The organism is Halomonas sp. YLB-10 (genome assembly GCF_003856855.1).
Lineage (GTDB): Bacteria > Pseudomonadota > Gammaproteobacteria > Pseudomonadales > Halomonadaceae > Halomonas > Halomonas litopenaei.
Genome location: NZ_RRCU01000001.1, coordinates 161,485 through 184,858, shown reverse-complemented (window position 1 = coordinate 184,858; position 23,374 = coordinate 161,485). Strand labels below are relative to the sequence as shown.

The following is a 23,374-nucleotide window of genomic DNA, read 5'->3' as shown; positions in this document are numbered from 1 at the left end:
TATTTAGGGTGATGCTGAGATCTTTTTGGCTAGAGTCTGTCGGAAAAGATCGCAGCTATTAACGCCTTCTGCCCTGGCAATAATCTCTGTGGCTGTTTCAAGGATTATCTGCCTCCAAGCAGGGGGCTCCAACACGTCAACGTTCATCCCCATTCCCATCAGCCACCACAGGGTCTGCTGATCATCGGGTACCGTGGCTTCCAGGCGTTGCCAGTCGCTCTCGAGTAGCGGCGTGAGCCGTTGCTCCTCGGCTAGTGGCGTCTCGCTGAGCAGCCAGACCACCTGGGGCGCGACATTGGCCACCAGTGTCACGGGGGCCTTACTCTGAAGGTAGCCGAAGGCGCCTCCCGCGATGTAGTCGTCCAGATCGAAGTCTCCGGCGTCATGCCAGCAGGCATCACTGAGGCGTGCCTCCTCGATGCGGTGCAGGGCGAACTGGCGAACATCCGTGTAATCATTCACCGTGGCCAGCAGGTAGGTCACGCTGTGGCGGCTAACCAGCCCCTGCGGGTGCAGGGTGAACTGTTTTTCTTCCTCAGCACTGCGCGACAGGTAGGTGACATCGATGGCGCGCTGGCTCAGCAAGGCCTCGGACACTGTCTGCCACGTCTCGGCACTTAATGGTGCTGGAATCAGTGCCTTGCCGTTGGGGATGGCGCGAACCCGTCGGGCCCACTGGCTCAGGTCGTTCTGCTCCAGGTCATCCAGCAGCTGGCGGGCGTCACGAAACTGGGGGGCCAGCTGGTCGACCACTACCGGCGGCAGCAGGCCCTTCAGGTACTCCTCAGCCAGCACCAGGGTGAGGGCGCTGGGGATGTCCAAGGCCGGCAGGCTGCAATGGAAGTCGCGATCGAAATACCAGCGGTAAGGCTTCTGGCTGTCGTCACACACTAGCGGGAAGTGCAGTGAGAGGCGGTCACGCAGGTCGCGCTGCAGCGAGCGGGTATCGATCTGGAACCCTCGCTCTTGGAGCTTCTCCAGCAGCACCGGGGTGCTGATGCGACCCGGGCTGCGTGGAATCAGCTGCAGCATGGCCAGGTAGCGGAACAGGGTATCGCGAATCTCGGACATGGACGTTCCTTGTCGAGGGGGGAAATGGTCTACAGCCTAACCGGGTTTAGGATTGCTCACCAACAGTTCAGTAGCCAGGCAGCTACTCCCTGAGGCAAGTGCGGAGTTCCCAGGTAGCGGCGAATCACCTCAATAGTGCAGCTTTGCCAATGTCGGTAGCTTATCTGGAACGATGACAAGGTCGCATTAATTGGCCCTGGCGAGTCGACGAAGGTCAACCATGGTGGTGCGTCAAGGCTTCGCTCTTCATGGATTAGCGGATTGTCAGCTAACCAGGCATAGACCGCCGTCGTGGGCTTGCCGATGCATGCGGGAAAAAGCACTGTCTGTGGTGAGAGGGTGAACCCCATCATCAGTAGTGCAACATTGACCTCATGATCACAAGCCAAATGCCAGCGGTAGGTATCATGACCGAGTGCTGGGCGGAAGTGTCCGGCCGCACAGTGCCACACCAGGTGGGCGTGGACGAAGCGACGTGTCGTATCATCAAGGCCGGCACTCCAGTCCGAGTTCACCAAGAGCCGAGCGCCATCGGTGGTGGCCGTTGCTACTTCGGCGGGTGCCTGCTCAATAGGCAGCCCCTCAGCGAGCAAGGCTGAGGCAGGTTGCTTAGTTCGCCAACCTCGCCGATCGGCCTCCCACTTCCGCAGTGTCTCGGCCCAACAGTGGGACGTTGTTTTCTGATAACACATTGTGCCACTTGGTTTTTCTTTCGATTCCATGATGGCACCTCCCTGTCGCTTGGTGGTGTCACAAGTGTCGTGTCGTGAAGCGACATCCTGTGTCGCAAGTTGTGAGCGAGGTCTGGGAGGGAGCCGAGGAGCCAATGCGGGATAGCGAGCTCAGAACTAGAAACCCATCGTGAAGGCCAAGCCCGCCTCAAGGTTCTGAATGTGCTGCCGATACCCAAGGATGGAATAACGGAGGTGCGCTCATGGCTTGGATATTTGGCATCGTTGCTGTCTTGATTGTGATATTTGTCGTTGGTGTGATTCTGAGCGCAGCTGGTCGTGCTGCGTCAGCTGGACACTCCCTGGGCGTGGGGACGGTATTGGCAGTTCTTGTGTTGGGGGGTATCGGCTTCGCGGGAATGACCGCCCTTACCGAGAGCACTGGCTGGGCTGTTTTTGGAGCCATCGTCGGCGGGCTCACAGCACTTTTCATTCAGCAGAATTCGCGTATTACGTAGCAGCTCAGTGTTGAAGAATTCTTTACTATGCAGATTCCGGAAACGTCACCGCGGATTCCGAAAAGATATCGGCATAGCTCACCACGGCCCAAGATTGGCCGTCACGATAGTGTTGAACACGTAGATAACGAGAATTGTGTGCGATACCGTGGCGGCGTGCCACTCTGACCCGCCTCAAAGATTGATGATGTAGTCCGCCCAGTCCTGCATCATCGCCCGTCGCTTCTCGAACAGGTCTCCTCGGCGATAGGCCGCCTCCACCTTGTTCTCGATAGTGTGGGCCAGCGCCATTTCGGCCACATCGCGGGGGTAGCTGGTGACCTCGCCAGTCCAGTCGCGAAAGCTCGAGCGGAAGCCATGGGGCACGTAATCGCCACGCTCACCGTCGAGGCCGAAGCCAATGCCGCGCATCAGCTGGAGCATTGCCATATTCGAGAGGGGGCGTCCCTGGCGTGCGCCCGGAAAGACATAGGAGTTGCCTTTTATCCTTGGGAGCTGAGTCAGCAGTTCCACCGCTTGCCGCGACAGTGGTACGCGATGCTCACGGCGCGCCTTCATCCGGTCCGCTGGAATCGTCCAGGTCTCATTGTCGAGGTCAATCTCTGGCCACTCCGAGCGTAGCACTTCCGAGGTGCGTGTGGCCGTCAGTATCAGGAACTGCAGTGCCTTGGAGGAGATGCTGGTGTAGCCTTGGACCTCGGTCATGAACTCGGCGACCTCCTCGTGTGGCATGGCCGGGTGGTGGGTCACCTTCTTGACCCTTGATGGCTTGGCCAACAGCTTGTCGAGGTGCCCACGCCAGCGGGCCGGGTTCACAGGGTCTCGGTAGTTGTGCGCCGCGGCGTAGTCGAGGACGTTCTCAATCCGGCCTTGCACGCGCTTGGCCGTTTCGGTCTTGCTGGTCCAGATCGGTGACAGGATTTTCAGGACGTCTTGGGTGGTGACCTCATCGACAGGCTTGCTTCCGATGACTGGTCGAGCGTAGGCCTTCAACGTGCTGACCCATTGCCGCGCGTGCTTGGCGTTCCGCCAGCTGCGGCGGTGGGACATGATGTAGCGGGCGGCACAGCTGGTGAAGGTGGGCGTGGCCTCGTCTACTTGCTCTTCTTTTACCTTGGCCTCAAGGGGATCAAGGCCTTCCTTGATGAGGCTACGATTCTTGCCGGCACGAGCTCGCGCTTCGGCAAGGCTGACGTCCGAACAGCTACCAAGGCCCATGTCGCGAAGCTTGCCATGGCGCCGGAAGCGATAGATCCAGCTTGCTCCCCCTTTCTTGCCGATTTTGAGGTACAGGCCCTCACCATCGTTGGTCAACCCGGGCTTGGCCTCCCTGACCAGTTTCTGTACCCCACGTGTGGTGAGCTTTCCCATGGCCGCCTCCTCGTTGTCGGAGGGGCAGCGTACCATACCCTGGCCCATACTCCAGCCCATACTTTGACTCTGCAGGTTCCGGTACGGCTTTGGATCTTTCTGGACAAAAAAGACAAAAAAATTTATATAAAACAATGAGTAAGTGGGCTTTCTTGGATCTCTCTGTAATCTATATAAGCGGACTCCCCCTCCGCCACAGAATTTGAGAAAGCCGCTGAGAAATCAGCGGCTTTTTTCTATGTGAATTCTATCCGCGTTGACCCCACCCCAATCCATGCAGGGTGTCTGTCCTTCCTCAGGTTCGCCAGCCTGATCCATCTGGCAGCGGTAAAGCCTCGCTTCACAGCACCGGAATTGACGATACCTCCCACTCTCAAACGGCAGATCTCCACCGCGTGGCACAGCACGCTGGCAGCAGGCCGGGCTTGCCCAGCCCAGGGGCTAGCGGAGAAAATTAGTCGTTTACCTATTGAGAGGGAGGTGCGTTTTGGCACACCTGTTTATCTACGGGACCTTGGGGCCGGGCGGACCCAACGAACACGTCATGCAGGCCATCGGCGGCCATTGGCAACCGGGCAGCATCAAGGGACGGCTGCACCAGGCGGGTTGGGGCGCCGAGATGGGCTTCCCGGGCCTGGTGCTGGATGACGCCGGCGACGATATCCGAGGCCACGTCTTCGTGTCCGACGCACTACCGGAACACTGGGCGGCCCTGGACGAGTTCGAGGGGCCCGAGTACCAACGTACCCCGGTCACCGTCAGGCTCGATGATGGCGGTAGGGTCGAGGCCTACGTCTACGCCCTGCGCAGAGGAGCCTGACGAGGGGAGCTGATCTCACCCTGCGGTGGTGTGGAAAGACGCGTCAAACCGGCCTGGTGGTGATCATTTCCCGTACCGCAAGATCACCGGCTATCGAAATACGTGTGGCGAGCTTTACGCATTGGCGGTGGATCACTTACCAGTGAAAGGTCTGTGAAATACCATCCTCACTCGCCGCGGATGCCAGAGCCCAAGCTGTGCATCAGATGCCATCAAGCTAGCCGATCCCGGGCCGCGAGTGCAGCTTTCTACGCGAGCGCTGCTTCCTACTAAGTGCAGCTTGAGACTGAGATGCTGCTGCGGCCCGGCAGGGTCGTCGCGGTGAGTCAGGCCTACCCTGCCGATGGTAGGGCAGCTTCCGGTCCGCGCGGGTATCTCTTGGCTACTGCCTTCATGGATGGGCCAGGGTCAGCTTGGGCGACAGGGCGTGTGGGTCCACCTTCAAGTCCAGGATCGCGGGGACCCCTGCCTCTCTGGCTGCCTGCAGTGCGGCTGGAAATTCGCTATCGCTGGTCACGGTTGCGCCAAAGCCCCCGTAACTTCTGGCGAATGCAGCGAAGTCGGGATTGTGCATTCGTGTTCCCGAGGGGCGGTCCGGATACTTTCGTTCCTGATGCATGCGAATGGTGCCGTACATGCCGTTGTTGGACACCAGAACGATGACATTTGCGCCGTACTGACAGGCAACACCAAACTCTTGCATCACCATCTGAAAGCAGCCATCCCCTGCCAGGCAGACCACGTCTCGCTCGGGGTGGCGCAATTTGGCGGCGATCGCTGCCGGCAAGCCGTAGCCCATTGAACCACTGGTGGGGGCAAGCTGGGTGGGCCAGTTGCGATAGCGATAGTAGCGATGAAGCCACGCGGAGTAGTTCCCGGCACCATTTGTCAGGATGGCATCCTCACCGAGCGCCTCGTTGAGGTGGGAGATGACTTGTTCCATCTTCAGGTCACCGGGGCTCTGCTGTGGTTGCTGCCACTCCTCGTAGTCCGAGCGCGCGCCGGTGATCCATTGCTCACGCGGTGACTCCGGCGACCTTGCTGCATCGGCCAGCTGACAGACGAGCTCAGCAGCGTTCGCGACGACGCCGAGGGCCGGTCGATAGACGCGACCAATTTCCGCAGCGTCTGCGTGGACGTGTATGAGGGTCTGTCGCGGCAGGGGAGGCGTCAGCAAGGTGTAACCGCTGGTCGTCATTTCACCCAGTCGAGCACCGAGTGAGAGAATGACATCGGCATTCTTGACGCGTTCCGCGAGCTTGGGGTTGATGCCGATACCAACGTCGCCAACATAGTGTGAATGTCGGTTGTCGAGATAGTCCTGGCAGCGAAAGGAGGCTCCCACCGGTAGCGCGGCCTTGTCGGCAAATCGTCCGAGCGCATTGGCGGCTTTCTGGGACCAGGGCCCACCGCCGACGATAACCAACGGGCGTTCGGCCTTTGCCAGCATGTCGACAATGGCGCCGACATCGCTCTCAGCCGCCTTGCCCGAAGGTAGCGTGGCAGCCGGTACAGCCGGGGCGCCAGTGTAGTCTGATGAGAGGATGTCCTCGGGAAGTGCGAGCACAACAGGACCCGGACGGCCGCTTTGAGCGACATGGAAGGCGTGGCTTACGTACTCAGGAATCCGGTCGACGCGATCAATTTCCGCGACCCATTTTGCCAATGGATTGAACATGGCCCGGTAGTCGACTTCCTGGAAGGCTTCTCTGTCGCGCTGATCGCTCGCCACCTGCCCAATGAAGAGGATCATGGGCGTCGAGTCCTGGTAGGCGACATGTACGCCACAGGAAGCGTTGGTGGCGCCGGGGCCCCGCGTGACGAAAGCGATGCCGGGACGCCCGGTAAGTTTTCCATCGGCTTCGGCCATCAGCGAGGCCCCGCCTTCGTGTCGCGTCACGATGGTGTCCACGCCGGAATCGAAAAGCCCATCAAGAGCGGCCAGGTAGCTTTCTCCAGGCACACAAAATACCCGCTCCACCCCCTGTGCCTCGAGGGCTTCGACGAGAACTTTCCCACCATGACGTGACGGTTGTTCACTCATAAATCTAGACCCTTGTTCTTATAGAAAGTCTTCGCGTGCTGCCAGGCGCTCAGCCGCGCGTTCGAAGCGTAGGCGTGTCGCGCTGCGGGCTAGCGATGCGTCTTGTATTGCCAGTGCATCTCTCACCGCGCGGTGTTCATCCAGAATGGAAGGGCCGAATTCAGAAGCCGCTGCATTCTTCAGAAAGGCCGAGCGCAGGTTGCTCTGTATATTCCCCTCAATCATGCCGATAACCTCGACATAATATTCATTGTCAGAAGCTTCGGTAATGCGGCGATAGAATTCGAGCTCGGTGTCGACTCTTTGCTCTAGCGCTCCATCTGGACCGAGTGCGTCGAGTCGCTCGATTTCTGCAAAGAGTTCTTCTAAAGCCTGCATTTGCTCAGCCGTGCGTGTTCCAGCGGCAAGCGCAGAGGCCCCTGCCTGCACCTCTGCTCTAAGCTGAAGCAACTTTATGATCTGCTTGCGTTTTTCGAAACATCCCGGGCTGATGCGAAACGCCGACCGATTGGTGGTTTCCGTAATAAAAGTGCCGACGCCACGTCGTGAGTCGACGACGCCATCGTACTTGAGAAGCGAAATCGCCTCGCGGATCACCGTGCGCGCAACGCCAAATTTCTTGGAAAGTACCGCCTCAGTTGGAAGGCGGTCGCCAGGCTGAAGCTGGCCTCCTTCGATCGCCTTGGTCAGGGCTACCGCGACCTCATCAGGTAGCCGGCGAGGGCGATCAATACGCCCATAGATTTCAAAATCCTGCATTGGGATGTCTTCCTGATCGTCTGAACAGCTCAAGCCGCGACGCGTCGTTGAAGCGTAGGCCATGCGACCTGTAAGGGGCTAGTGCGACAAAGGTAGCACTAAAAACAGTTGTCAGACAAACAGGCTTGAACTAGCTTGAGGTCCACAGAACACAAGAGCAACAAGGAGAAGGTAATGGCAGGGCAACGTATCGGGTTTGTCGGTCTGGGGGGCATGGGGAGAGGGCTCGTCAAGAATCTCTGCCTCAAGGGCCACAGGGTTACGGTCTACGATCTGGATCCGGAAAGGGTCGCCGGCGCGGTCAATGAAGGCGCGGCAAAAGGAGGCTCGATCGGCGAGATCGCCGCAGAGTCCGATATTCTTGCCGTCTGTATCACCACCGCAGAAGCGGTCCAGGCGCTCGCCCTCGGACCCGATGGCGCCTTGGCCAAGTTGCCTAAGGATGCCATCTTTCTGGACCACACGACGGTCTCGGTCGAGCATGTCGAGCTGATGCGCAAAGCGTGTGAGCAAGCCTCTGTCCACTACGCAGAAGCCCCAATGACCCGCACTCCCGCTCATGCTGAACGTGGTGAGGTCAACGTCTTGTTTGGTGGCGATGAGGCACTGCTGGAGCGACTGCGCCCCGTCTTCGGTGCTTATGCTGAAAACATTTTTCATGTGGGTCCCGCCGGACACGCGACACGCTTGAAGTTGATCCATAACTACATTGCCTTCGCCAATGTGGCGTCCTGGTGCGAAGGCTTCGCCCTTGCCGCGAAAGAGGGGCTCGATATGTCAAAGGTCATCGGGATTATCTCGGCGGCTGGTGGCAAGTCTGGGATGATGGACCTTTATGGCAACCTGACGCTCCAGCGTGATTTTACGCCACACATGTCATTGGAAAATGCTCAGAAAGACGTTCGTTATTATGCCGAGTGGTTGGAACAGGCAGGTCTTCCGGCTTTCATGGCGCAGTCGGTGCACAACACCTATGCCCTCGCTTCGATAATGGGGCACGGTGGCGAAGGTTGCACAGCCGTGATCAAGGCATATGAAGAGCTTTCTGGCATCGAAGCTTGCCTGAAGGAGTAGGCGCTCACTGATGTAATGAAACAGAACTGATAACTATAATGAGAGGAAGGTTGTACTATGTATTATAATAAAATCCTTTTCGGCACGCTCGCTTGCATTCTGTCAGCCTCGGTTGAAGCGCAGGATGTTACGTTACGAATGGCACATTTTGCTGCAGAATCTCATCCTGCCCATCAGGCGGCGTTGGCATTCGCGAAAAATGTTGAAGAAAGAACAGAGGGTGCGGTATCTGTCGAGCTATATCCCGCAAACGAGCTTGGCTCACCTCCCGAGCAGCTTGAGCAAACCGTTCTCGGTGTCGTCGATATGAACTTGCCGACCCAGGGGGGATTGGACAAGTATGTAAAAGCATTTGGTACGGTAATGACACCCTTCGCCTTCGGCAGTTACGAAGAGGCTCACAACGTCCTTGACGGTCCCTTCTTTGAGTGGGTTGCGCCACAGCTCGAAGAGGAGGGGCTGGTCATGCTGTCAAACTGGGAGTACGGGTTCAGAAATATCACCAATAGTGTCAGGCCGATCGAGAGCCCCGAAGATGTGGACGGCTTGAAGTTGCGCACCCCGCCAGAATTGCAGATCGTCGCAGCGCTTGAGGCACTTGGTGCATCAACCGCGCAGATTGCCTTCCCCGAGCTTCCCAATGCTCTTAATCAAGGGGTCGTTGACGGGCAGGAAAATCCCATCAGCGTTATCTACCACTTCAACTTTGACGAGTTGCAGGACCATCTGGCTCTGACACGCCATGTCTACAACTCCATGGTCCACGTGGTCAATAAGGACACCTGGGATTCTCTTTCCGAAGATCAGCAGTCCATTGTCCGTGAGGAAAGTGTCGCCGCCTCGACGATGATGCGGGACGCCGTCATCGCACAAGAGGAGAAAGATATTGCTGCCCTCAAGGAGCGAGGCATGCAAGTGACGGATCCCGACTCGGCGATGTTTGTTGAGCTGATGGGGCCGGCCAGAGATCGCGTTTCAGAGTATGTCGGTCAGGAAAACATGCAAACATTCCTGAGCTTCCTGGATTAATCTCTACGGCACGGATTGGAGCGCTGGACTGCGCTCCAATCCGTATGGGGTGTGCTATATGCTGACATTCGTCATCCTTGGAGCTCTTGTCTCTTTGATTGGTATCGGGCTTTCGGTTGCTGCTGCGCTGGGTCTGATTTCCGTTGGTTTTTATTCCCTGCAGGGGGACTTTGATATTCTGGCGATGTTGCCGCAACGAATGTTTTCGGCAACCACCGGTTTTACGCTTCTAGCGATACCGTTTTTCATCCTGGCCGGTAATCTCATGAACACGGGAGGGATTACTCACCGGATCTTTCGTTTCGCCGATGCGTGTGTCGGACATATTCGTGGTGGACTTGGGCAGGTAAACGTTCTGGCGTCACTCTTCTTTTCCGGCATGTCTGGTGCCGCTGTGGCGGATGCGGCCGGGCTTGGGCAGGTTGAGCTCAAAGCGATGGCGGATCGAGACTACGATCCGGACTTTTCTGCGGCAATCACGGCGGCCTCATCCACCATAGGGCCGGTGTTTCCGCCATCCATCCCCTTCGTCTTGTATTCATCGATCACCGGGGTGTCGGTAGCCCAGCTTTTTCTTGCAGGCGTTGTGCCTGGCGTCCTGATGGCGCTGGCCTTGATGCTGGCGGTTTACGTGCACGCCTTGCGCCACAAGATGTCCCGACGGGATCATGTCGATTGGGCCGAAATCGGCCGTAGTTTCCTGTCTGCACTTCTATCGTTGCTGACGCCGGTGATTATTATTGCGGGGATATTTGGTGGCGTGTTTACACCGACCGAGGCGGGGGTCATGGCCAGTGCCTACGCCATGTTTTTATCAATGGTTGTCTATCGTGAGGTTAAGGTATCCGACCTTCCTGAGATAATATGGGAAACATTGGTCCATACGGTACGGGTCATGTTCGTTATTGCTGCCGCCGGCTTCTTTGGCTGGCTGTTGATACACCAACGCATTCCCAATCAGTTGGTGGAGACCATGCTTTCCCTCTCCGAGAGTCCAGCAATAATAATGGCTATTATCGTTGCTATCTTGCTGGTCCTGGGGATGTTTCTGGAAGGTATCGCGGTCATCGTACTAACCGTGCCTTTGTTTCTTCCTGTCGTAACACAGATTGGCGTTGATCCGGTGCATTTCGGCGTGATCATGATCATGTGTTCGATGGTCGGTTTGCTGACGCCTCCCGTGGGTATGGTTCTCTTTGCTACATCGTCGATAGCCAAAATCAGCGTCGGCCGCTTGTCGCGTGCCTTGACGCCTTACTTGATTGGTCTTTTCGTGGTGTTGATGGCCGTCGTCATGATTCCAGCGATATCGACATGGCTTCCTGATCTGGTGATGAACTCATGAATAAACTTGATCGAGTGGTGGGCCAACTCCTGCGCGCGATTGCCTCGTTCTGTTTGGCAGCGTTATTCATCCTGCTGTTTTCAAGCGTCATTGCGCGCAGCTTTCAACTTGCGAGCTTCGCATGGCTGGATGAGGTGGTAAGGGGCTTGTTTGCCTGGATGGTATTCATGGGCTCCGCTGCCTTATGGCGAGAGCGGGCACACTTCAGAGTGGATTGGCTCGAGCAGGTGATAGGGCAAAAGCGTGCGGCACCTTTGCTCAGGGCTTTTCTGGCATTTCTATCCCTTGGGTTCATGCTCGCCATGACGTGGTACGGATGGGAGCTGACGGCACGGAGCAGTGCAGTAACGCCTGTACTGAACCTTCCGACGGGGCTTTTCTATGCCGCTATCCCCATCTCGGGAACATTGATGATGATTTACTCATTGCGTGATCTGTTTGAATCGATCGCGGACGTTAAAGCGCCATTTTCTACCATGATGAAGGAGAAGTAAGATGATCTACGATCTAAGAACATACACCTGCCGCCCGGGTACCATCAAGAAACACATGAAGCTCTATGAAGACCACGGGTGGAAGGTGCAGAGTAAACACCTGGGTTATCCCGTTGTTTATGGGGCGGTTGAAACGGGTGATGTCAACTCCTATGTTCATGTGTGGATGTACGAGGATGCGGCCGACCGCGCAGCCAAGCGCCAGAAGCTACAGGCAGACCCGGAGTGGAAAGAATATCTCGCGAAAAGCGCCGAGGCGGGGTACCTGGTCAGCCAGGAGAACAAGATACTCGTCGCCGCGCCTTTCTTTGATCCCTTTCATGTAAAGAAGGTCGAAGGGTAGTACATAGGAAATAGCGACTTTTGATGTGATCGACTTTTGATGTAAATGCATTCTAGTCGATTCGAATATATTTTTCGATATGGCAATGGGCTCCTTTTCTCACCGAGATAAGGAGCTTTTTGTCGAACTGGGGGAAAGATGTCGGGGACCGTGGGTCGATGAAGCGGTTTCACACTGCGTCCTATTTCCTGGCCGTGCCCGCCGGCGAACTGCCAGAATCGCCCAGTGAGCTTCGTGTCGGGATGACTGCGTGTCCTCGCATTGCGGGCGGGGTCGATCGCCAAGGGGGCGCGCCATGCAATGCCATCTATCCAAAGACGTGAGGCGCTCCACCATGACAGCGGACTCAACGAGCCAACTGATGGTGGTGTCGTTCCCTTGTCTGGCTGAAGCGGCAATCAGGCTGAACCGGTTGCGTGAGCCTGATCGCCGTTGTCACCCAGTTTCGGCCCGATGGCCAAGCACCGAGGGAGTGATTCGCCCTGGTGCCTTGGTGTTTCAGCCAGTGGTTAGAGTGTCGGCCCGGAATCCTCGCCACCGCTGCTCTGGTAGAACCAATCATCGGCGAAGGGTGCACCATCGGTATCGTTGGCATCGACGCGGGCAATCTGACCGCGGCCGAATACCGGCTGTTTGGTGCCATCTCTGGCCGGGTCGACGTACTGCTCGAACCACGCAACCATGCGCTGCTCCAGCTCTGCCGCGATATTGGCATGCTCGGGGGAGTGGATGAGGTCGTTGAGTTCGTCCGGATCCTCGGTCATGTCGTAGAGTTCGTTGGGCCAGTCGCCCACGCGCCAGATAAACTTCCAGCGGCTGTCGCGGAGCATTCGCACGGGTCCATATTCGTCGAACACCACGACATCCCGGTCTTGCGTGTCATCTGGTCCCGTCAGGATCGGCAGAAACGACCTGCCAGGCAGATTGTCGCCGACCTTCGCATCGATGCCGAGGTACTCGAGCAAGGTCGGGCAGAAATCGTAGTGACTGACGAGTGCCGTCGAGGCTCTTGGTGTGATCTTGCCGGGCTGGGCCATGATAAAGGGCACGCGAACCGCCTGGTCGTACATATTCTGCGGGTAGGTCGCGTTGCCTTTGCCGTAGATGCCGTGGTGGCCAAGGCTCATGCCGTTGTCGCTGGTGAAGATGACCAGAGTATCTTCGGTGAGACCGAGATCCTCGAGCCTGGCCAGGACCCGTCCGATCGCCGCGTCGGCTGCGGTCAGTGAGGTACAGTAGCCCTGGATCATCTCGTTGACGTCTTCCTGGGGATAGACGCCGTTGTTGATCTGATCGGGATGGCGCGGCAGGCGAGGGAAGGTGGAAAACTCACAATCGTCGTACTGGCTCCAGACCTCGCGTGGATGCTGTGACTTGTGCCAGGGCCGGTGGGGAGCGGAAAAGTTCAAGGACAGGAAGAAGGGACGGTCTTCTTCGGCACGGGTCTCGAGATAGTGGGTCGCCTCGTCGGCCAGGAAGTCCGTAAGATAACCCGGGACTATCTCTTCGACGCCGTTGCGGTACATTCTGGCGCCGTAATAGCTGTCGGAGCCTTTCGGCATGGTGATCCAGTGGGTGAATCCCTTCTGGGGGCGTGCGCTATCACCCAGATGCCACTTGCCGATCAAGGCGCAGTCGTAGCCGTTGTCATGAAGCACGTCACTGAATCCCAGCATGCCTTGCAGGTATTCGACGGACCTGTCGCCATTCTTGTCCTCGGAGCCCTGACGGATCCAGTCGAGCACACCGTGCTGCGACGGGATGCGCCCGGTGAGTAGCGAGGCACGGGCAGGGGAGCACACCGGAGAAACACAGTAGCAGTTGACGAAATCCACTCCGCTTCGCGCCAGAGCGTCGATATGGGGGGTCTGGACTTCCTGATTGCCGCGCGTTCCCAGGCTCCAGAAGCCCATGTCGTCGGCCAGGATCATTATCACGTTGGGTTGCTTATCCATATTGTTCTCCTCGCATGCGTGATGGATGACTGTAGAGCGAGATTTGGATAGACGTCAATAGAACGATCTAACTAGGTGTCAAGTGAGCTAGTATTTGTGGCAGGACGGCGGCATGATTGAGAAAAAGGAGGTCCGATGCGTAAGAAAGTGACGATGGAGATGGTGGCCAAGGCGGCCGGTGTGTCTCGGGCGACCGTTTCGCTTGTCGCGCGAAATTCGCCACTGGTGTCGGATGCGACTCGCGAGCTGATCACCAAGACCATGAAAGATATGGATTATGTCGCTGATCGTGCGGCCGCCCGGCTGCGCAGCAACAGCAGCGGTACGGTGGGGCTGATCGTTCCAAACCTGATTAATCCGTTTTTCATCGATTTCCTGGCGGGCGCCGAGCGGACCATGGCCGACGAAGGTCGGGTCATCCTGTTGGCCAACAGCTACGATGACACCGATCGTCAGGAGGATATCCTGCAGAGGTTCCGGGAGCATTCGGTCGATGGCATCATCCTGTGTCCGGCCGTAGGCACCCCACCGGAGCTGCTTTCACGCATTGCCAACTGGGGTATTCCGGTGATTCAGGCCATGCGCGCAGTCTCTCCGACCGAGTCTGACTATGCCGGGACCGACAACGCCAGCGGCATGCTTAGCGCCGTTCGGCATCTGACCTCCCTTGGACACCAACGCATTGTTTTTGTGTCTGTTTCGTCCAGGTCGTCGGCGCGGGCCGAGCGGGTTGGCGCCTTCCATCAGGGGTTGGCCGAGGCCGACGGAGTCGAGGGAACCATCATCGAGACCGAGTTCTCGCTCGACGGCGCCATCGAGGCGGGGGCCCGCATCAAGGACGAAGCCGCTGACGCCACCGGCATCATCTGCTTCAACGATATCGTCGCTGCTGGGGTGATGCAGGGGCTACGCCAGAGCGGCGCAGTACCAGGCGAGACGCATGCCATCATCGGCTTTGGCGATCTGCCCGTGGCGCGGATGGCGTATCCGCAGTTGACGACGGTGGCAACGAATCCCGGCAACACGGGATCGAGCGCATCTACTCTTTTAGCGCGCCGTCTGGGCAAGCCGGAGGCGCCTTTCGAGCGTGTTCTTACCGTTCCCTCCCTGGTGGTTCGCGGCAGTACCTTCGCCCTGTAGTGGACAGTCGACGGTAGTACTTACAGGCTACTTCGCTGTTTATGCTTGCTATTTTTCGTCTAAATCACTCTCGCTGGAGCGGCTCGATGCTACCGGCGAGTGGTAGTGCGATCCTCCTTCGCCCTCTCTGTAGTCTCCCCTTGTCGCTGCTTGCTGCGGTATCGCTGACCCAAGCGCCAGGAGGTCTGAGATCTAGGCTTCTACGACTATTGATATCAAGCCTGGCGCCCGGCGAGTTTTCTGCTGTTCCGGCGTCGAAGAAGTTCTCGAATACGCCAGAAATATCCATGTTTAACAGTGTTGTAGGTTCATATTCGACAACGCTAACGGATTGCTTGACGAAGGTGCCGGCAGCGATGGCCCTTGGCGTGAACCGGCCTCCTACCTTGACATTGTGTAAGGTGCAATTTAGAACGATATAAACAACAAGGAGGACAAACATGTACGATTTCAATTTTCAGCCAGTCTTCGCGAGCTGGGATGCGCTGCTCGTTGGGGCACTGCTGACCATTCGGCTATCGGCCACCGCGATGGTGTTCGGGCTGGGGATCTCGATTCTCGGTGCCGTCGCCCGCACGTCACATGTTCGACCCCTGCGAATGGTCGTGGCGTCCTATGTCGAGGTCATCCGCAACACGCCCTTCATCGTACAGATATATTTCATCTTCTTTGGCCTGCCGGCGGCTGGCATCACGCTTTCCCCGAACACCGCGGCGCTAATGGCGCTGACGATCAACGTCGGCGCATACGGCACCGAGATCGTGCGATCCGGTATCGAAGCGATTCCGCGCGGCCAGATCGAAGCGGGGCGGGCGTTGGCACTCAGCCCGTTCAACATCTTTCGCCATGTGGTCATCAAGCCTGCGCTTCGCACGATATACCCCTCGCTGACCAGCCAGTTCATCTACCTGATGCTGATGTCGAGTGTGGTCTCGGTCATCTCGGCAAGCGACCTCGCTTCTGTCGGCGCCGACATCAACGCCGCGACCTTCGCAAGCTTTGAGGTCTATCTGGTGCTGACCGCCGCCTACCTGGCGATGGCACTGGGCTTCTCGGGCGTATTCGCGCTCATCCGTCGCAAACTCTTCACCTACCCTGTGAGCTGACGCCATGATTCGTGAATTCTCGACCGCCGACATACTTTTCATGGCCTCCGCCGTGCGCTGGACGCTCTTGCTGTCGCTTATCGCCTTTGGATGCGGCGCGATTGGGGGCTTGCTGATCGCCGCCATGCGTACCTCCGGTTACAAGATGGTGAGCACTGCTGCAGCCTTGTATATCCAGTTGTTCCGGGGCACTCCGCTGCTCATGCAACTCTTCCTGATCTACTTCGGTTTCTCGGTGTCCAGCTTTCCGGTCAGCCCCCTCACCGCTGCCGCGGTGGGCCTCACCCTGCATGCCAGCGCCTTCCTTGGTGAAATCTGGCGAGGCGCCATCGAGGCCGTACCGGGTGGGCAGACCGAAGCGTCGAAGGCCCTTGCGCTCAGCTACGTCAACCGGATGCGTCACATCATCCTGCCCCAGGCGATCAAGATCGCCACGCCCGCCACCGTCGGTTTTTCGGTACAGCTGATCAAGGGCACCTCGCTCGCCTCGATCATCGGCTTCACCGAGTTGACCCGCGCCGGACAGATCGTCAACAACGCCACGTTCTCGCCGATTCTGGTCTTCGGCACGATTGCCATTTTCTATTTTCTGTTGTGTTGTCCGCTGTCGATGTTCGCCAAGCGACTCGAAGCGCGGATGAGACTCTCAACCGTTCGATAATCCCCTAAGGAGCATAAAAAGATGATAAAAATAAAACATCTTGTCGCCAGCACCGCCTTGACCCTCATGGCCGTCGGGACACAAGCGTCCGCCGTCGCTGCTGAACTCACCGACATCCAGGAGTCCGGCAAGCTACGTGTCGGCATGCTGGTCGATTTTCCCCCCTTCGGTGTGCTCGATACATCAGGCAATCCCGATGGCTATGATGCCGCCGTGGCAACCGAACTGGCGGAAAGCCTCGGCGTCGATTTGCAGATCGTGCCGGTGACAGGGCCAAACCGTATCCCTTACCTGCTGTCCGGCCAGGTCGATGTTCTTGTGGCGTCCCTCGGCATTACGCCGGCTCGTTCTGAAAAGGTGGATTTCTCTGACCCTTACGCGGCCATCAGTATTGCCGTGTACGGCGATGCGTCCAAGGAAGTCGAATCGAAAGCGGACCTGGCCGACTACATCGTGGGCGTAGCCCGGGGCTCCACCCAGGAAAAGGGCGTCGTCGAGGCGGCCCCGGAGGGCACGGAAATCCGTCGCTTCGATGATGGTGCCGGTGCAGTACAGGCGCTGATGTCGGGCCAGGTCGACCTTCTAGGCGCCTCCAACGTAGTGATGGGAGAAGTGATCGCCGTCACCGGTGGCCGTTTCGAGAAGAAGCTCGATCTGTCCAACCAGCTCCAGGGTATCAGCGTGGCGCCTGGCTCCGACGAGCTGCTGGAGCAGATCAACAGCTACCTCGCCCAGATCAAGTCCGATGGCACCCTGAACGACATCCACCAGGAGTGGCTGGGTGAGCCGCTTCCGGATTACCTGAACAAGTAAGCCAATAATTGGGGACTGCCAATGTCTGCACAAGCTGTCGTGATGCAGGATGTCGTGAAGTACTACGGCGAGTTTGCCGCCCTGACAGACGTCAACCTGTCCGTCGAGTCGGGTGAGCGTATCGTCATCTGCGGCCCATCCGGATCAGGGAAGTCCACCCTGATCCGCACCATCAACCAGCTCGAAGAGATACATTCGGGCACGATCGTCGTCGACGGGATCGAGCTTACCGCGGGAGGCAAGAACGTTGCCAAGGTACGTGAAGACGTCGGCATGGTGTTTCAGAGCTTTAATCTGTTTCCTCATATGACGGTGCTGGAGAACTGCATCCTGTCACCGATGAAGACCAAGAAGGTCAGTCGTGCCGAAGCCGAGAAGACCGCTCGTCACTACCTCGAGCGAGTCAAGATCCCCGAGCAGGCCGACAAGTATCCGGCGCAGCTCTCCGGTGGGCAGCAACAGCGCGTGGCCATCGCACGGGCTCTGTGCATGAAGCCACGGATCATGCTGTTTGACGAGCCGACCTCTGCGCTCGATCCGGAGATGGTGAAGGAGGTACTGGATACGATGATCGATCTGGCCGGGGAGGGCATGACGATGATGTGCGTGACCCATGAAATGGAATTTGCCAAGGCCGTGGCCGATCGTATCGTCTTCATGGACGCGGGCAAGATCGTCGAGATCAACGAACCGACCGGGTTCTTCACCAACCCGCAGAACGAACGGCTACAGAACTTCCTGGGTCAGATCACCTGAGCTGACAAAGGGCCAGGCCTCCCTGCCGGTGCGTCGGCAGGGGGCGTCCTGCTTGGAGCAGAGGGACGCATGGCCTTCCATGCAAGGTGAGTGCTTTCTCTCCGGTTGAATACTCGCCATGGCAAGGGTGTCAGTACACGTAGTAGCGTATTCCCGATGTGAAGATGCTTTCATAATCTTCATCCGGGGAAAATACGTAGCTCGGGACGACCTCCGAGAAGACTGAAATATCGATCGGCGTCATCAGCTCAATGCCGATGGGAAGCCTGACTCCCCGGCGTTCGTTGGTATTGTTGCTCTTGTTCTCGAAGCCGTAGTCTTCTTGTCCTTTGAGCAACATGATCCCTGCGCCGGCGTAGAAGATGGGAGTTATACGTGCTAGCGGGTCCTTGGGTGATGTGTACAGGTGCGCATTCAGATGAAGCATGAATGAGTCGTCAAAGTCTGTGTGGGCGCCAAGCTCTGCACTGAAGTTTTCGTAAAATGCCTTGTCCGAGTAGTGTAGCTGTTCGTTGTTGTAATTTGCGATGCCGATGCCAAAGTGTAGCGTATCGCTGGCCCCCATGGTTGGCGCAAGGAATAGAACCGTCGCGATCGGAAGGGTCATGATATGCATTGCTTTTGCTCTCTTGTTTTTTCTGGTTTTTTCGTCTTGTCGAGATTTTTATATTTGCCATCCGATAGATGTTTCTTTTTCTGAGACTGCCCATAATTTCTCGGCGACGGCCCTGTCCCAGACAAATGGTTTGATCTCACATTTTCCGACTGGCCCTATCCAGTTAAATAAGCCGGAAGGACCATAATAAGCTTGCTGTTCGAGGTTTTTAGTGGTGGCACACATCACTTCCGGGTAGGCGCCTCTTTCCGCTGTTTGCACCATCGGTGATTTTGCCATCAACGAAAAGATCAAACGTGACGCCACATTGGCCTTTTCGTTTATCAGGGAAGTCCGGGATGCACCAGGATGGCACACATATACTTTTATGTTTTTCCCTGCCTCTGTTGTTCTTCTCTGTAACTCGTAAGCAAATATCATCTGAGCTAGCTTGCTATGGCAGTAAGTGCTGTTTGGGTGGTAATTCTTGTTCCAGTTCATATCATCGAACTGGATGGTTTTTAAGCCCATCTTGTAGCCTTCACTGCCAACTACGACTATGTGCCCGTTCGAATCATCGATTCGCTGGTAGAGCAGTCCACAAAGAAGGAAATGGCCGTAGTGGTTTACGCCGAGATGACTTTCAAAACCATCCTGAGTAAATTCCTGCCTGGCGACCTGTGCAATAGCACCGTTGCAGATAAGGGCATCAATTCGGGGGAGCGTTGCCAGTACTTCTGCCGATGCTTTACGCACCGAGTCAAGCGAAGCAAGATCCAGTCGAACGAACGTTGCTTGTACCTCTCTACCGAATTCTTGTTTCAGTGCTGCTATCGCTGCTTCCGATTTTTCGACACTACGATTCATCATCACCACCCCGGCGCCTTTGGACACTAGAATGCGCGCCGCCTGAAAGCCCGTACCTGAGTTGGCTCCAGTAATTACATAGGTGTTTCCCTGCAGGGACTCGAGTTGATCTGGTGTCCAGCCCTTCGCTAGGGTTTTTTTTGTACACATTTTCGTGTCTCCAATTCTAGCCAGACCGACTAGTCAAACAGTGACTGAAGTTTGTGGCGCCAATGATAACTCTCGGCCATGCGTGAATGTAGACCAGATAATCTCTAAAACATGCCTATTCGTATCACTTCGTTGACTTTGTCTCTTTTGGTTGATAGCTTTCTTCCACTAAGTTATTCGAGTTTTGTCGAATGAGCAGGCACAAGATAAAAGCGCTTGTCGAAAGCAAGCTTCACGAAGATGGGGTGATGGAAACGGGGGTATCGGGCGTTCAGATATTCCGTGTTACTGAGGCGCTTCATTGTACTCCTGCCGTCTACGAACCTAGCGTGATCGCGATCGTAGGCGGTTCCAAGGAAGCCATCGTGAATGGCAGGCGATATGTGTATGACAGCAGCCAATACATGTGTTGCCCCATTTCGTTGCCGGTCGAGGCGGGTACCCCGGCTGCCTCCCCAGAAAATCCCTTGTTGGGTGTGTCTATTTCCCTGAATACAAAAGTGATGAAAGAAATAGTTATTCAGGTAGAAAGCACCGCAGCGGGGGCTGAAAAACCTCGTGGGGATTCATTGTCGCAAAGCGTATCTCTCGCCCGATGGGATGATGAATTTTCTGAAGCACTGTTACGCTTGTTGCAATTAGGTGATAGCAAGACGCAGACCGAGGTTCTCGGAGAAGGGCGCCTTCGCGAGTTGTACTATGCCGTTTTGATGGGAGATGCCGGGGCTTCGGCGAGGCTCGCTTTTGGAGTCGGCAACGAGATTGCCAGAGCCATCGAATATTTACAGTCCCGCCTCGATGAAACTGTCACCATTGACGAAATCGTCTCGTATGTGGGGATGAGTCGTGCTGTTTTTCATCGGAAATTCAAGCAGGCGACCACGATGTCACCCATTCAGTTTGTGAAAACGATGCGGCTGAACAGCGCCGCCATGAAGATTGCTACGGGAATGAACGTGAGCGAAGCGTCAATGGCGGTCGGGTACGCAAGTGCTTCGCAATTCAGTCGAGAGTTCAAACGACTGTATGGAAAGTCCCCCAAGCAGTGGAGCCAATACCAGGCGCTTGCCAGGGGCTAGAGAAGTGGCAGGCATTCAGGTTTCAGGGGGAGAGCCCCAAGCGAGGGCGCCGAGCGCGTAATACCTGCTCGCCATTGTCTTGCCCGCTGCGATGGGTATCGATATTGGGTCGACCACGAGGTGATCTCGCTGAAGGCGGTAAATCCGGCTCGCAGGGCAGCATCCGCCGCCCTGCGTGTGTGAGTGGTAACTTATCCGAGCACGCCCTGGCTACGCAGGTAGTCGTCGTAGCTGCCACTGAAGTCGACGATGCCATCGTCCTTCATCTCGATGACGCGGGTGGCCAGTGAGCCGACGAACTCGCGATCGTGGCTGACGAAGATCAGGGTGCCGGGATAGTGCTCGAGCGCCAGGTTGAGCGCCTCGATGGACTCCATGTCGAGGTGGTTGGTGGGCTCGTCCATCACCAGCACGTTGGGGTTCTGCAGCGAGAGCTTGCCGAACAGCATGCGTCCCTGTTCACCGCCTGAAATCACCTTCACCGACTTGCCGATATCATCATTGGAGAACAGCATCCGCCCGAGGGCGCCGCGCACGATCTGCTCACCGGCGGTGGTCCACTGCTGCATCCATTCGAACAGGGTTTCGCCCCCCTCGAAGTCCGCCGCGTGGTCCTGGGCGAAATAGCCCACTTCGGCGGCGTCGGTCCATTTGACCTCACCGGCATCGGGCTCCATCGCGCCGACCAGGCAGTTGAGCAGGGTGGTCTTGCCTATGCCGTTGGGGCCGATGATGGCGACCCGCTCTCCGGCTTCAATACGCAGCCCAAAGCGCTCGAACAGGACATTGTCGTCCCAGGCCTTGGACAGCGCTTCCACTTCCAGCGCCTGGCGGTGGATCTTCTTGTTCTGCTCGAAGCGAATGAACGGACTGATCCGTGATGACGGCTTAATCTCGTCGAGCTGGATCTTGTCGATCCTGCGCTGGCGTGAGGTCGCCTGCTTGGCCTTGGAGGCATTGGCCGAGAAGCGGCTGACGAACTGCTTGAGTTCGGCAATTTCTGCCTTTTTCTTGGCGTTTTCGGATTGCAGACGTTCGCGCGCCTGGGTGGCGGCCGTCATGTACTCGTCATAGTTGCCGGGGAACAGCTGCAGCTCGCCGTAGTCCAGATCCGCCATGTGCGTGCACACACTATTCAGGAAGTGGCGATCGTGGGAGATGATGATCATGGTCGACGAGCGCGCACGAAGAATGTCCTCGAGCCAGCGAATCGTGTTGATGTCCAGGTGGTTGGTCGGCTCATCGAGCAGCAGCACGTCGGGGTCGCTGAATAGCGCCTGGGCCAGCAGTACGCGTAGTTTCCAGCCCGGTGCCACCACACTCATCGGCTGGTCGTGCTGCTCAAGCGGAATCCCCAGACCCAGCAGCAGCTCACCGGCACGAGCCTCGGCGGTGTAGCCGTCGAGCTCGGCGTAGCGCACCTCGAGGTCTGCCACCGCCATGCCGTCTTCTTCGCTCATCTCGGCCTGGGAGTAGATGCGCTCGCGCTCAGCGGTCACGCTCCAGAGTTCTTCGTTGCCCATGATGACGGTGTCGATGACACGTTCGTCCTCGAAGGCGAACTGGTCCTGGCGCAACTTGCCCAGGCGAGTGGTGGCGTCCTTCATCACCTGGCCGCTGGTCGGCTCGAGGTCGCCCCCGAGGATCTTCATCAGGGTCGACTTGCCACAGCCGTTGGCCCCGATCAGACCGTAGCGGTGGCCCTGGCCGAATTTGACAGAAACGTTTTCAAACAGCGGCTTGGGGCCAAACTGCATGGTGATGTTGGCGGTAGAGAGCACGGCGGAGTATCTCGCGGGATGAACATGAATGAGAGACTTGGGCCGGCACGGCAAGGGGCTTCGACCAAAGTGGAGGGCGCATTGTACGCGTCTGACCCGGTGACTAGCTACTCGAGAACCGGGCGGCACCGGCAGCTGCCAGCCGGCGGGGCAGGGAAGGCCTTTGAAACGCGGAGTGAATCTTGTCGGTACGTCGTGAGAGGGGGGAGGGTTGGCAGGCTCGGTTTAGCCTCGTGTGTTGGTGGGCGTGTGTAAACGGGTGAAGCGGTCCCGTGATACCGTCAAGTGCTTGTCCAGCTCCCGCTCGGCCAGGAAGGTGTTGCGCTTCAGGGCGTTGGCAATATCGTAGTGCCCAGCGTTGGATAGATCGAAGGTGCGGGTCATGTTGTTGCGAGCGAGACGGATCTTGTCTGCCACCAGGCGATAGGAGTCGATGAGATATTGATTGCCGGAAGATTCGATCAAGGTCATGTGGTATTGGTAATCGAACGCTTCATAGCTCAGCCAGTCTTCTTTCGCGATGGCCTCATCCATCTGATGGCACAGGGTCAACAAACTGTCTGAGAGGGATAACACATCCGGAGACATGTGCAGGGCGCCAATCTCCATCATCTTTCGGTACGCCATGAGCTGTTCAAGCTCGGTCAGCGTGGGGTTCCAGATCCTGTTGCCGCTCTTGGGTGAAATGGTGATCAGCCCTTCATGCTGCAGGCGTTTCAACGCCTCGCCTACCGGGCTGCGTCCAATCCCGAGGCCCTCGGTCAATTCCTTGATCGAGATCTTCTGGTCCAGGGCATAGGTGCCTTTCAGGACGCGATCCTTGATGATGGTATATGCCTGCTGCGACATCGACTCGGCACCGTCGGCCATCCTTCTTCTCCTGTTCTTGCTCTTCAGACCGTATCCGTTCCGCCGTGACAACGGGCGAGGTG

The 23,374-nt window shown here is 57.2% G+C and carries 23 protein-coding genes; 13 read left to right on the top strand and 10 right to left on the bottom strand.

Features of this window, described 5'->3' with window-relative positions:
• Positions 1-3: 3 nt before the first annotated feature.
• Both EBB56_RS00635 and EBB56_RS00630 read right to left on the bottom strand, forming a co-directional pair.
• A complete protein-coding gene (locus tag EBB56_RS00635; RefSeq protein WP_124802390.1) occupies positions 4-1,071 on the bottom strand; it encodes a YafY family protein in 1,068 nt (355 codons plus the stop codon).
• Positions 1,072-1,127: 56 nt separating this feature from the next.
• Positions 1,128-1,793, bottom strand: a complete 666-nt coding sequence (locus tag EBB56_RS00630) for a DUF2201 family putative metallopeptidase (protein ID WP_124802388.1) — start codon at positions 1,791-1,793, stop codon at positions 1,128-1,130.
• A gap of 212 nt (positions 1,794-2,005) precedes the next feature.
• Between EBB56_RS00630 and EBB56_RS00625 the strand changes: the two genes are divergently transcribed.
• On the top strand, positions 2,006-2,260 hold the full coding sequence (locus EBB56_RS00625; protein WP_124802386.1) for a hypothetical protein: 255 nt from the start codon (positions 2,006-2,008) through the stop codon (positions 2,258-2,260).
• 174 nt (positions 2,261-2,434) lie between these two features.
• Here the strand turns inward: EBB56_RS00625 and EBB56_RS00620 are convergent, their stop codons facing one another.
• On the bottom strand, positions 2,435-3,631 hold the full coding sequence (locus EBB56_RS00620; RefSeq protein ID WP_124802384.1) for a site-specific integrase: 1,197 nt from the start codon (positions 3,629-3,631) through the stop codon (positions 2,435-2,437).
• A gap of 487 nt (positions 3,632-4,118) precedes the next feature.
• Between EBB56_RS00620 and EBB56_RS00615 the strand changes: the two genes are divergently transcribed.
• On the top strand, positions 4,119-4,451 hold the full coding sequence (locus tag EBB56_RS00615) for a gamma-glutamylcyclotransferase (protein ID WP_124802382.1): 333 nt from the start codon (positions 4,119-4,121) through the stop codon (positions 4,449-4,451).
• 391 nt (positions 4,452-4,842) lie between these two features.
• Here EBB56_RS00615 and EBB56_RS00610 read toward each other — a convergent pair whose 3' ends face one another.
• Together EBB56_RS00610 and EBB56_RS21790 are read right to left on the bottom strand one after the other, a co-directional pair.
• Complete coding sequence (locus EBB56_RS00610; RefSeq protein ID WP_124802380.1) at positions 4,843-6,495, bottom strand: thiamine pyrophosphate-binding protein; 1,653 nt, start codon at positions 6,493-6,495, stop codon at positions 4,843-4,845.
• Positions 6,496-6,513: 18 nt separating this feature from the next.
• Positions 6,514-7,254 carry a FadR/GntR family transcriptional regulator gene (locus tag EBB56_RS21790; RefSeq protein ID WP_108131667.1) on the bottom strand — a complete coding sequence of 247 codons (741 nt, stop codon included), beginning with the start codon at positions 7,252-7,254 and terminating at the stop codon, positions 6,514-6,516.
• 135 nt (positions 7,255-7,389) lie between these two features.
• Between EBB56_RS21790 and EBB56_RS00600 the strand changes: the two genes are divergently transcribed.
• The 5 genes from EBB56_RS00600 to EBB56_RS00580 are packed head-to-tail and all read left to right on the top strand — an operon-like array spanning position 7,390 to position 11,539.
• Entirely contained in the window at positions 7,390-8,328 is a 939-nt protein-coding gene (locus EBB56_RS00600) for an NAD(P)-dependent oxidoreductase (protein WP_260425257.1), read from the top strand.
• Between the two features lie 57 nt (positions 8,329-8,385).
• On the top strand, positions 8,386-9,357 hold the full coding sequence (locus tag EBB56_RS00595; RefSeq protein WP_124802376.1) for a TRAP transporter substrate-binding protein: 972 nt from the start codon (positions 8,386-8,388) through the stop codon (positions 9,355-9,357).
• A 58-nt stretch (positions 9,358-9,415) separates the two neighbouring features.
• Complete coding sequence (locus EBB56_RS00590) at positions 9,416-10,702, top strand: TRAP transporter large permease (protein ID WP_124802374.1); 1,287 nt, start codon at positions 9,416-9,418, stop codon at positions 10,700-10,702.
• Entirely contained in the window at positions 10,699-11,196 is a 498-nt protein-coding gene (locus EBB56_RS00585; RefSeq protein ID WP_124802372.1) for a TRAP transporter small permease, read from the top strand. The genes EBB56_RS00590 and EBB56_RS00585 overlap by 4 nt, the downstream gene beginning before the upstream one ends.
• A 1-nt stretch (position 11,197) precedes the next feature.
• Positions 11,198-11,539: an NIPSNAP family protein gene (locus tag EBB56_RS00580; RefSeq protein ID WP_124802370.1), complete on the top strand. Its 342-nt coding sequence runs from the start codon at positions 11,198-11,200 to the stop codon at positions 11,537-11,539.
• A gap of 509 nt (positions 11,540-12,048) precedes the next feature.
• Here EBB56_RS00580 and EBB56_RS00575 read toward each other — a convergent pair.
• A complete protein-coding gene (locus EBB56_RS00575) occupies positions 12,049-13,494 on the bottom strand; it encodes a sulfatase (RefSeq protein ID WP_124802368.1) in 1,446 nt (481 codons plus the stop codon).
• 135 nt (positions 13,495-13,629) lie between these two features.
• On the opposite strand from EBB56_RS00575, the gene EBB56_RS00570 reads away from it, so the two are divergent.
• The 5 genes from EBB56_RS00570 to EBB56_RS00550 all read left to right on the top strand — a co-directional run bounded on the left by EBB56_RS00570 (position 13,630) and on the right by EBB56_RS00550 (position 17,970).
• Complete coding sequence (locus EBB56_RS00570) at positions 13,630-14,634, top strand: LacI family DNA-binding transcriptional regulator (protein ID WP_124802366.1); 1,005 nt, start codon at positions 13,630-13,632, stop codon at positions 14,632-14,634.
• Positions 14,635-15,074: 440 nt separating this feature from the next.
• Positions 15,075-15,740 carry an amino acid ABC transporter permease gene (locus EBB56_RS00565; protein ID WP_124802364.1) on the top strand — a complete coding sequence of 222 codons (666 nt, stop codon included), beginning with the start codon at positions 15,075-15,077 and terminating at the stop codon, positions 15,738-15,740.
• 7 nt (positions 15,741-15,747) lie between these two features.
• On the top strand, positions 15,748-16,401 hold the full coding sequence (locus EBB56_RS00560) for an amino acid ABC transporter permease (protein WP_221621135.1): 654 nt from the start codon (positions 15,748-15,750) through the stop codon (positions 16,399-16,401).
• Between the two features lie 66 nt (positions 16,402-16,467).
• Positions 16,468-17,214, top strand: a complete 747-nt coding sequence (locus EBB56_RS00555; protein ID WP_221621126.1) for a transporter substrate-binding domain-containing protein — start codon at positions 16,468-16,470, stop codon at positions 17,212-17,214.
• A gap of 21 nt (positions 17,215-17,235) precedes the next feature.
• Entirely contained in the window at positions 17,236-17,970 is a 735-nt protein-coding gene (locus EBB56_RS00550) for an amino acid ABC transporter ATP-binding protein (RefSeq protein ID WP_124802358.1), read from the top strand.
• Positions 17,971-18,100: 130 nt separating this feature from the next.
• On the opposite strand, the gene EBB56_RS00545 is transcribed toward EBB56_RS00550, so the two are convergent.
• Together EBB56_RS00545 and EBB56_RS00540 are read right to left on the bottom strand one after the other, a co-directional pair.
• Positions 18,101-18,586, bottom strand: coding sequence for a hypothetical protein (locus EBB56_RS00545; protein WP_124802356.1), 486 nt, complete (start codon positions 18,584-18,586; stop codon positions 18,101-18,103).
• 48 nt (positions 18,587-18,634) lie between these two features.
• Positions 18,635-19,582, bottom strand: coding sequence for an SDR family oxidoreductase (locus EBB56_RS00540; protein ID WP_124802354.1), 948 nt, complete (start codon positions 19,580-19,582; stop codon positions 18,635-18,637).
• Between the two features lie 191 nt (positions 19,583-19,773).
• On the opposite strand from EBB56_RS00540, the gene EBB56_RS00535 reads away from it, so the two are divergent.
• Complete coding sequence (locus EBB56_RS00535) at positions 19,774-20,661, top strand: AraC family transcriptional regulator (protein ID WP_124802352.1); 888 nt, start codon at positions 19,774-19,776, stop codon at positions 20,659-20,661.
• 191 nt (positions 20,662-20,852) lie between these two features.
• Here the strand turns inward: EBB56_RS00535 and EBB56_RS00530 are convergent, their stop codons facing one another.
• Positions 20,853-22,442, bottom strand: a complete 1,590-nt coding sequence (locus EBB56_RS00530) for an ABC-F family ATPase (RefSeq protein ID WP_124802350.1) — start codon at positions 22,440-22,442, stop codon at positions 20,853-20,855.
• Positions 22,443-22,667: 225 nt separating this feature from the next.
• Positions 22,668-23,312: a GntR family transcriptional regulator gene (locus EBB56_RS00525; RefSeq protein WP_124802348.1), complete on the bottom strand. Its 645-nt coding sequence runs from the start codon at positions 23,310-23,312 to the stop codon at positions 22,668-22,670.
• Between the last annotated feature and the right edge of the window lie 62 nt (positions 23,313-23,374).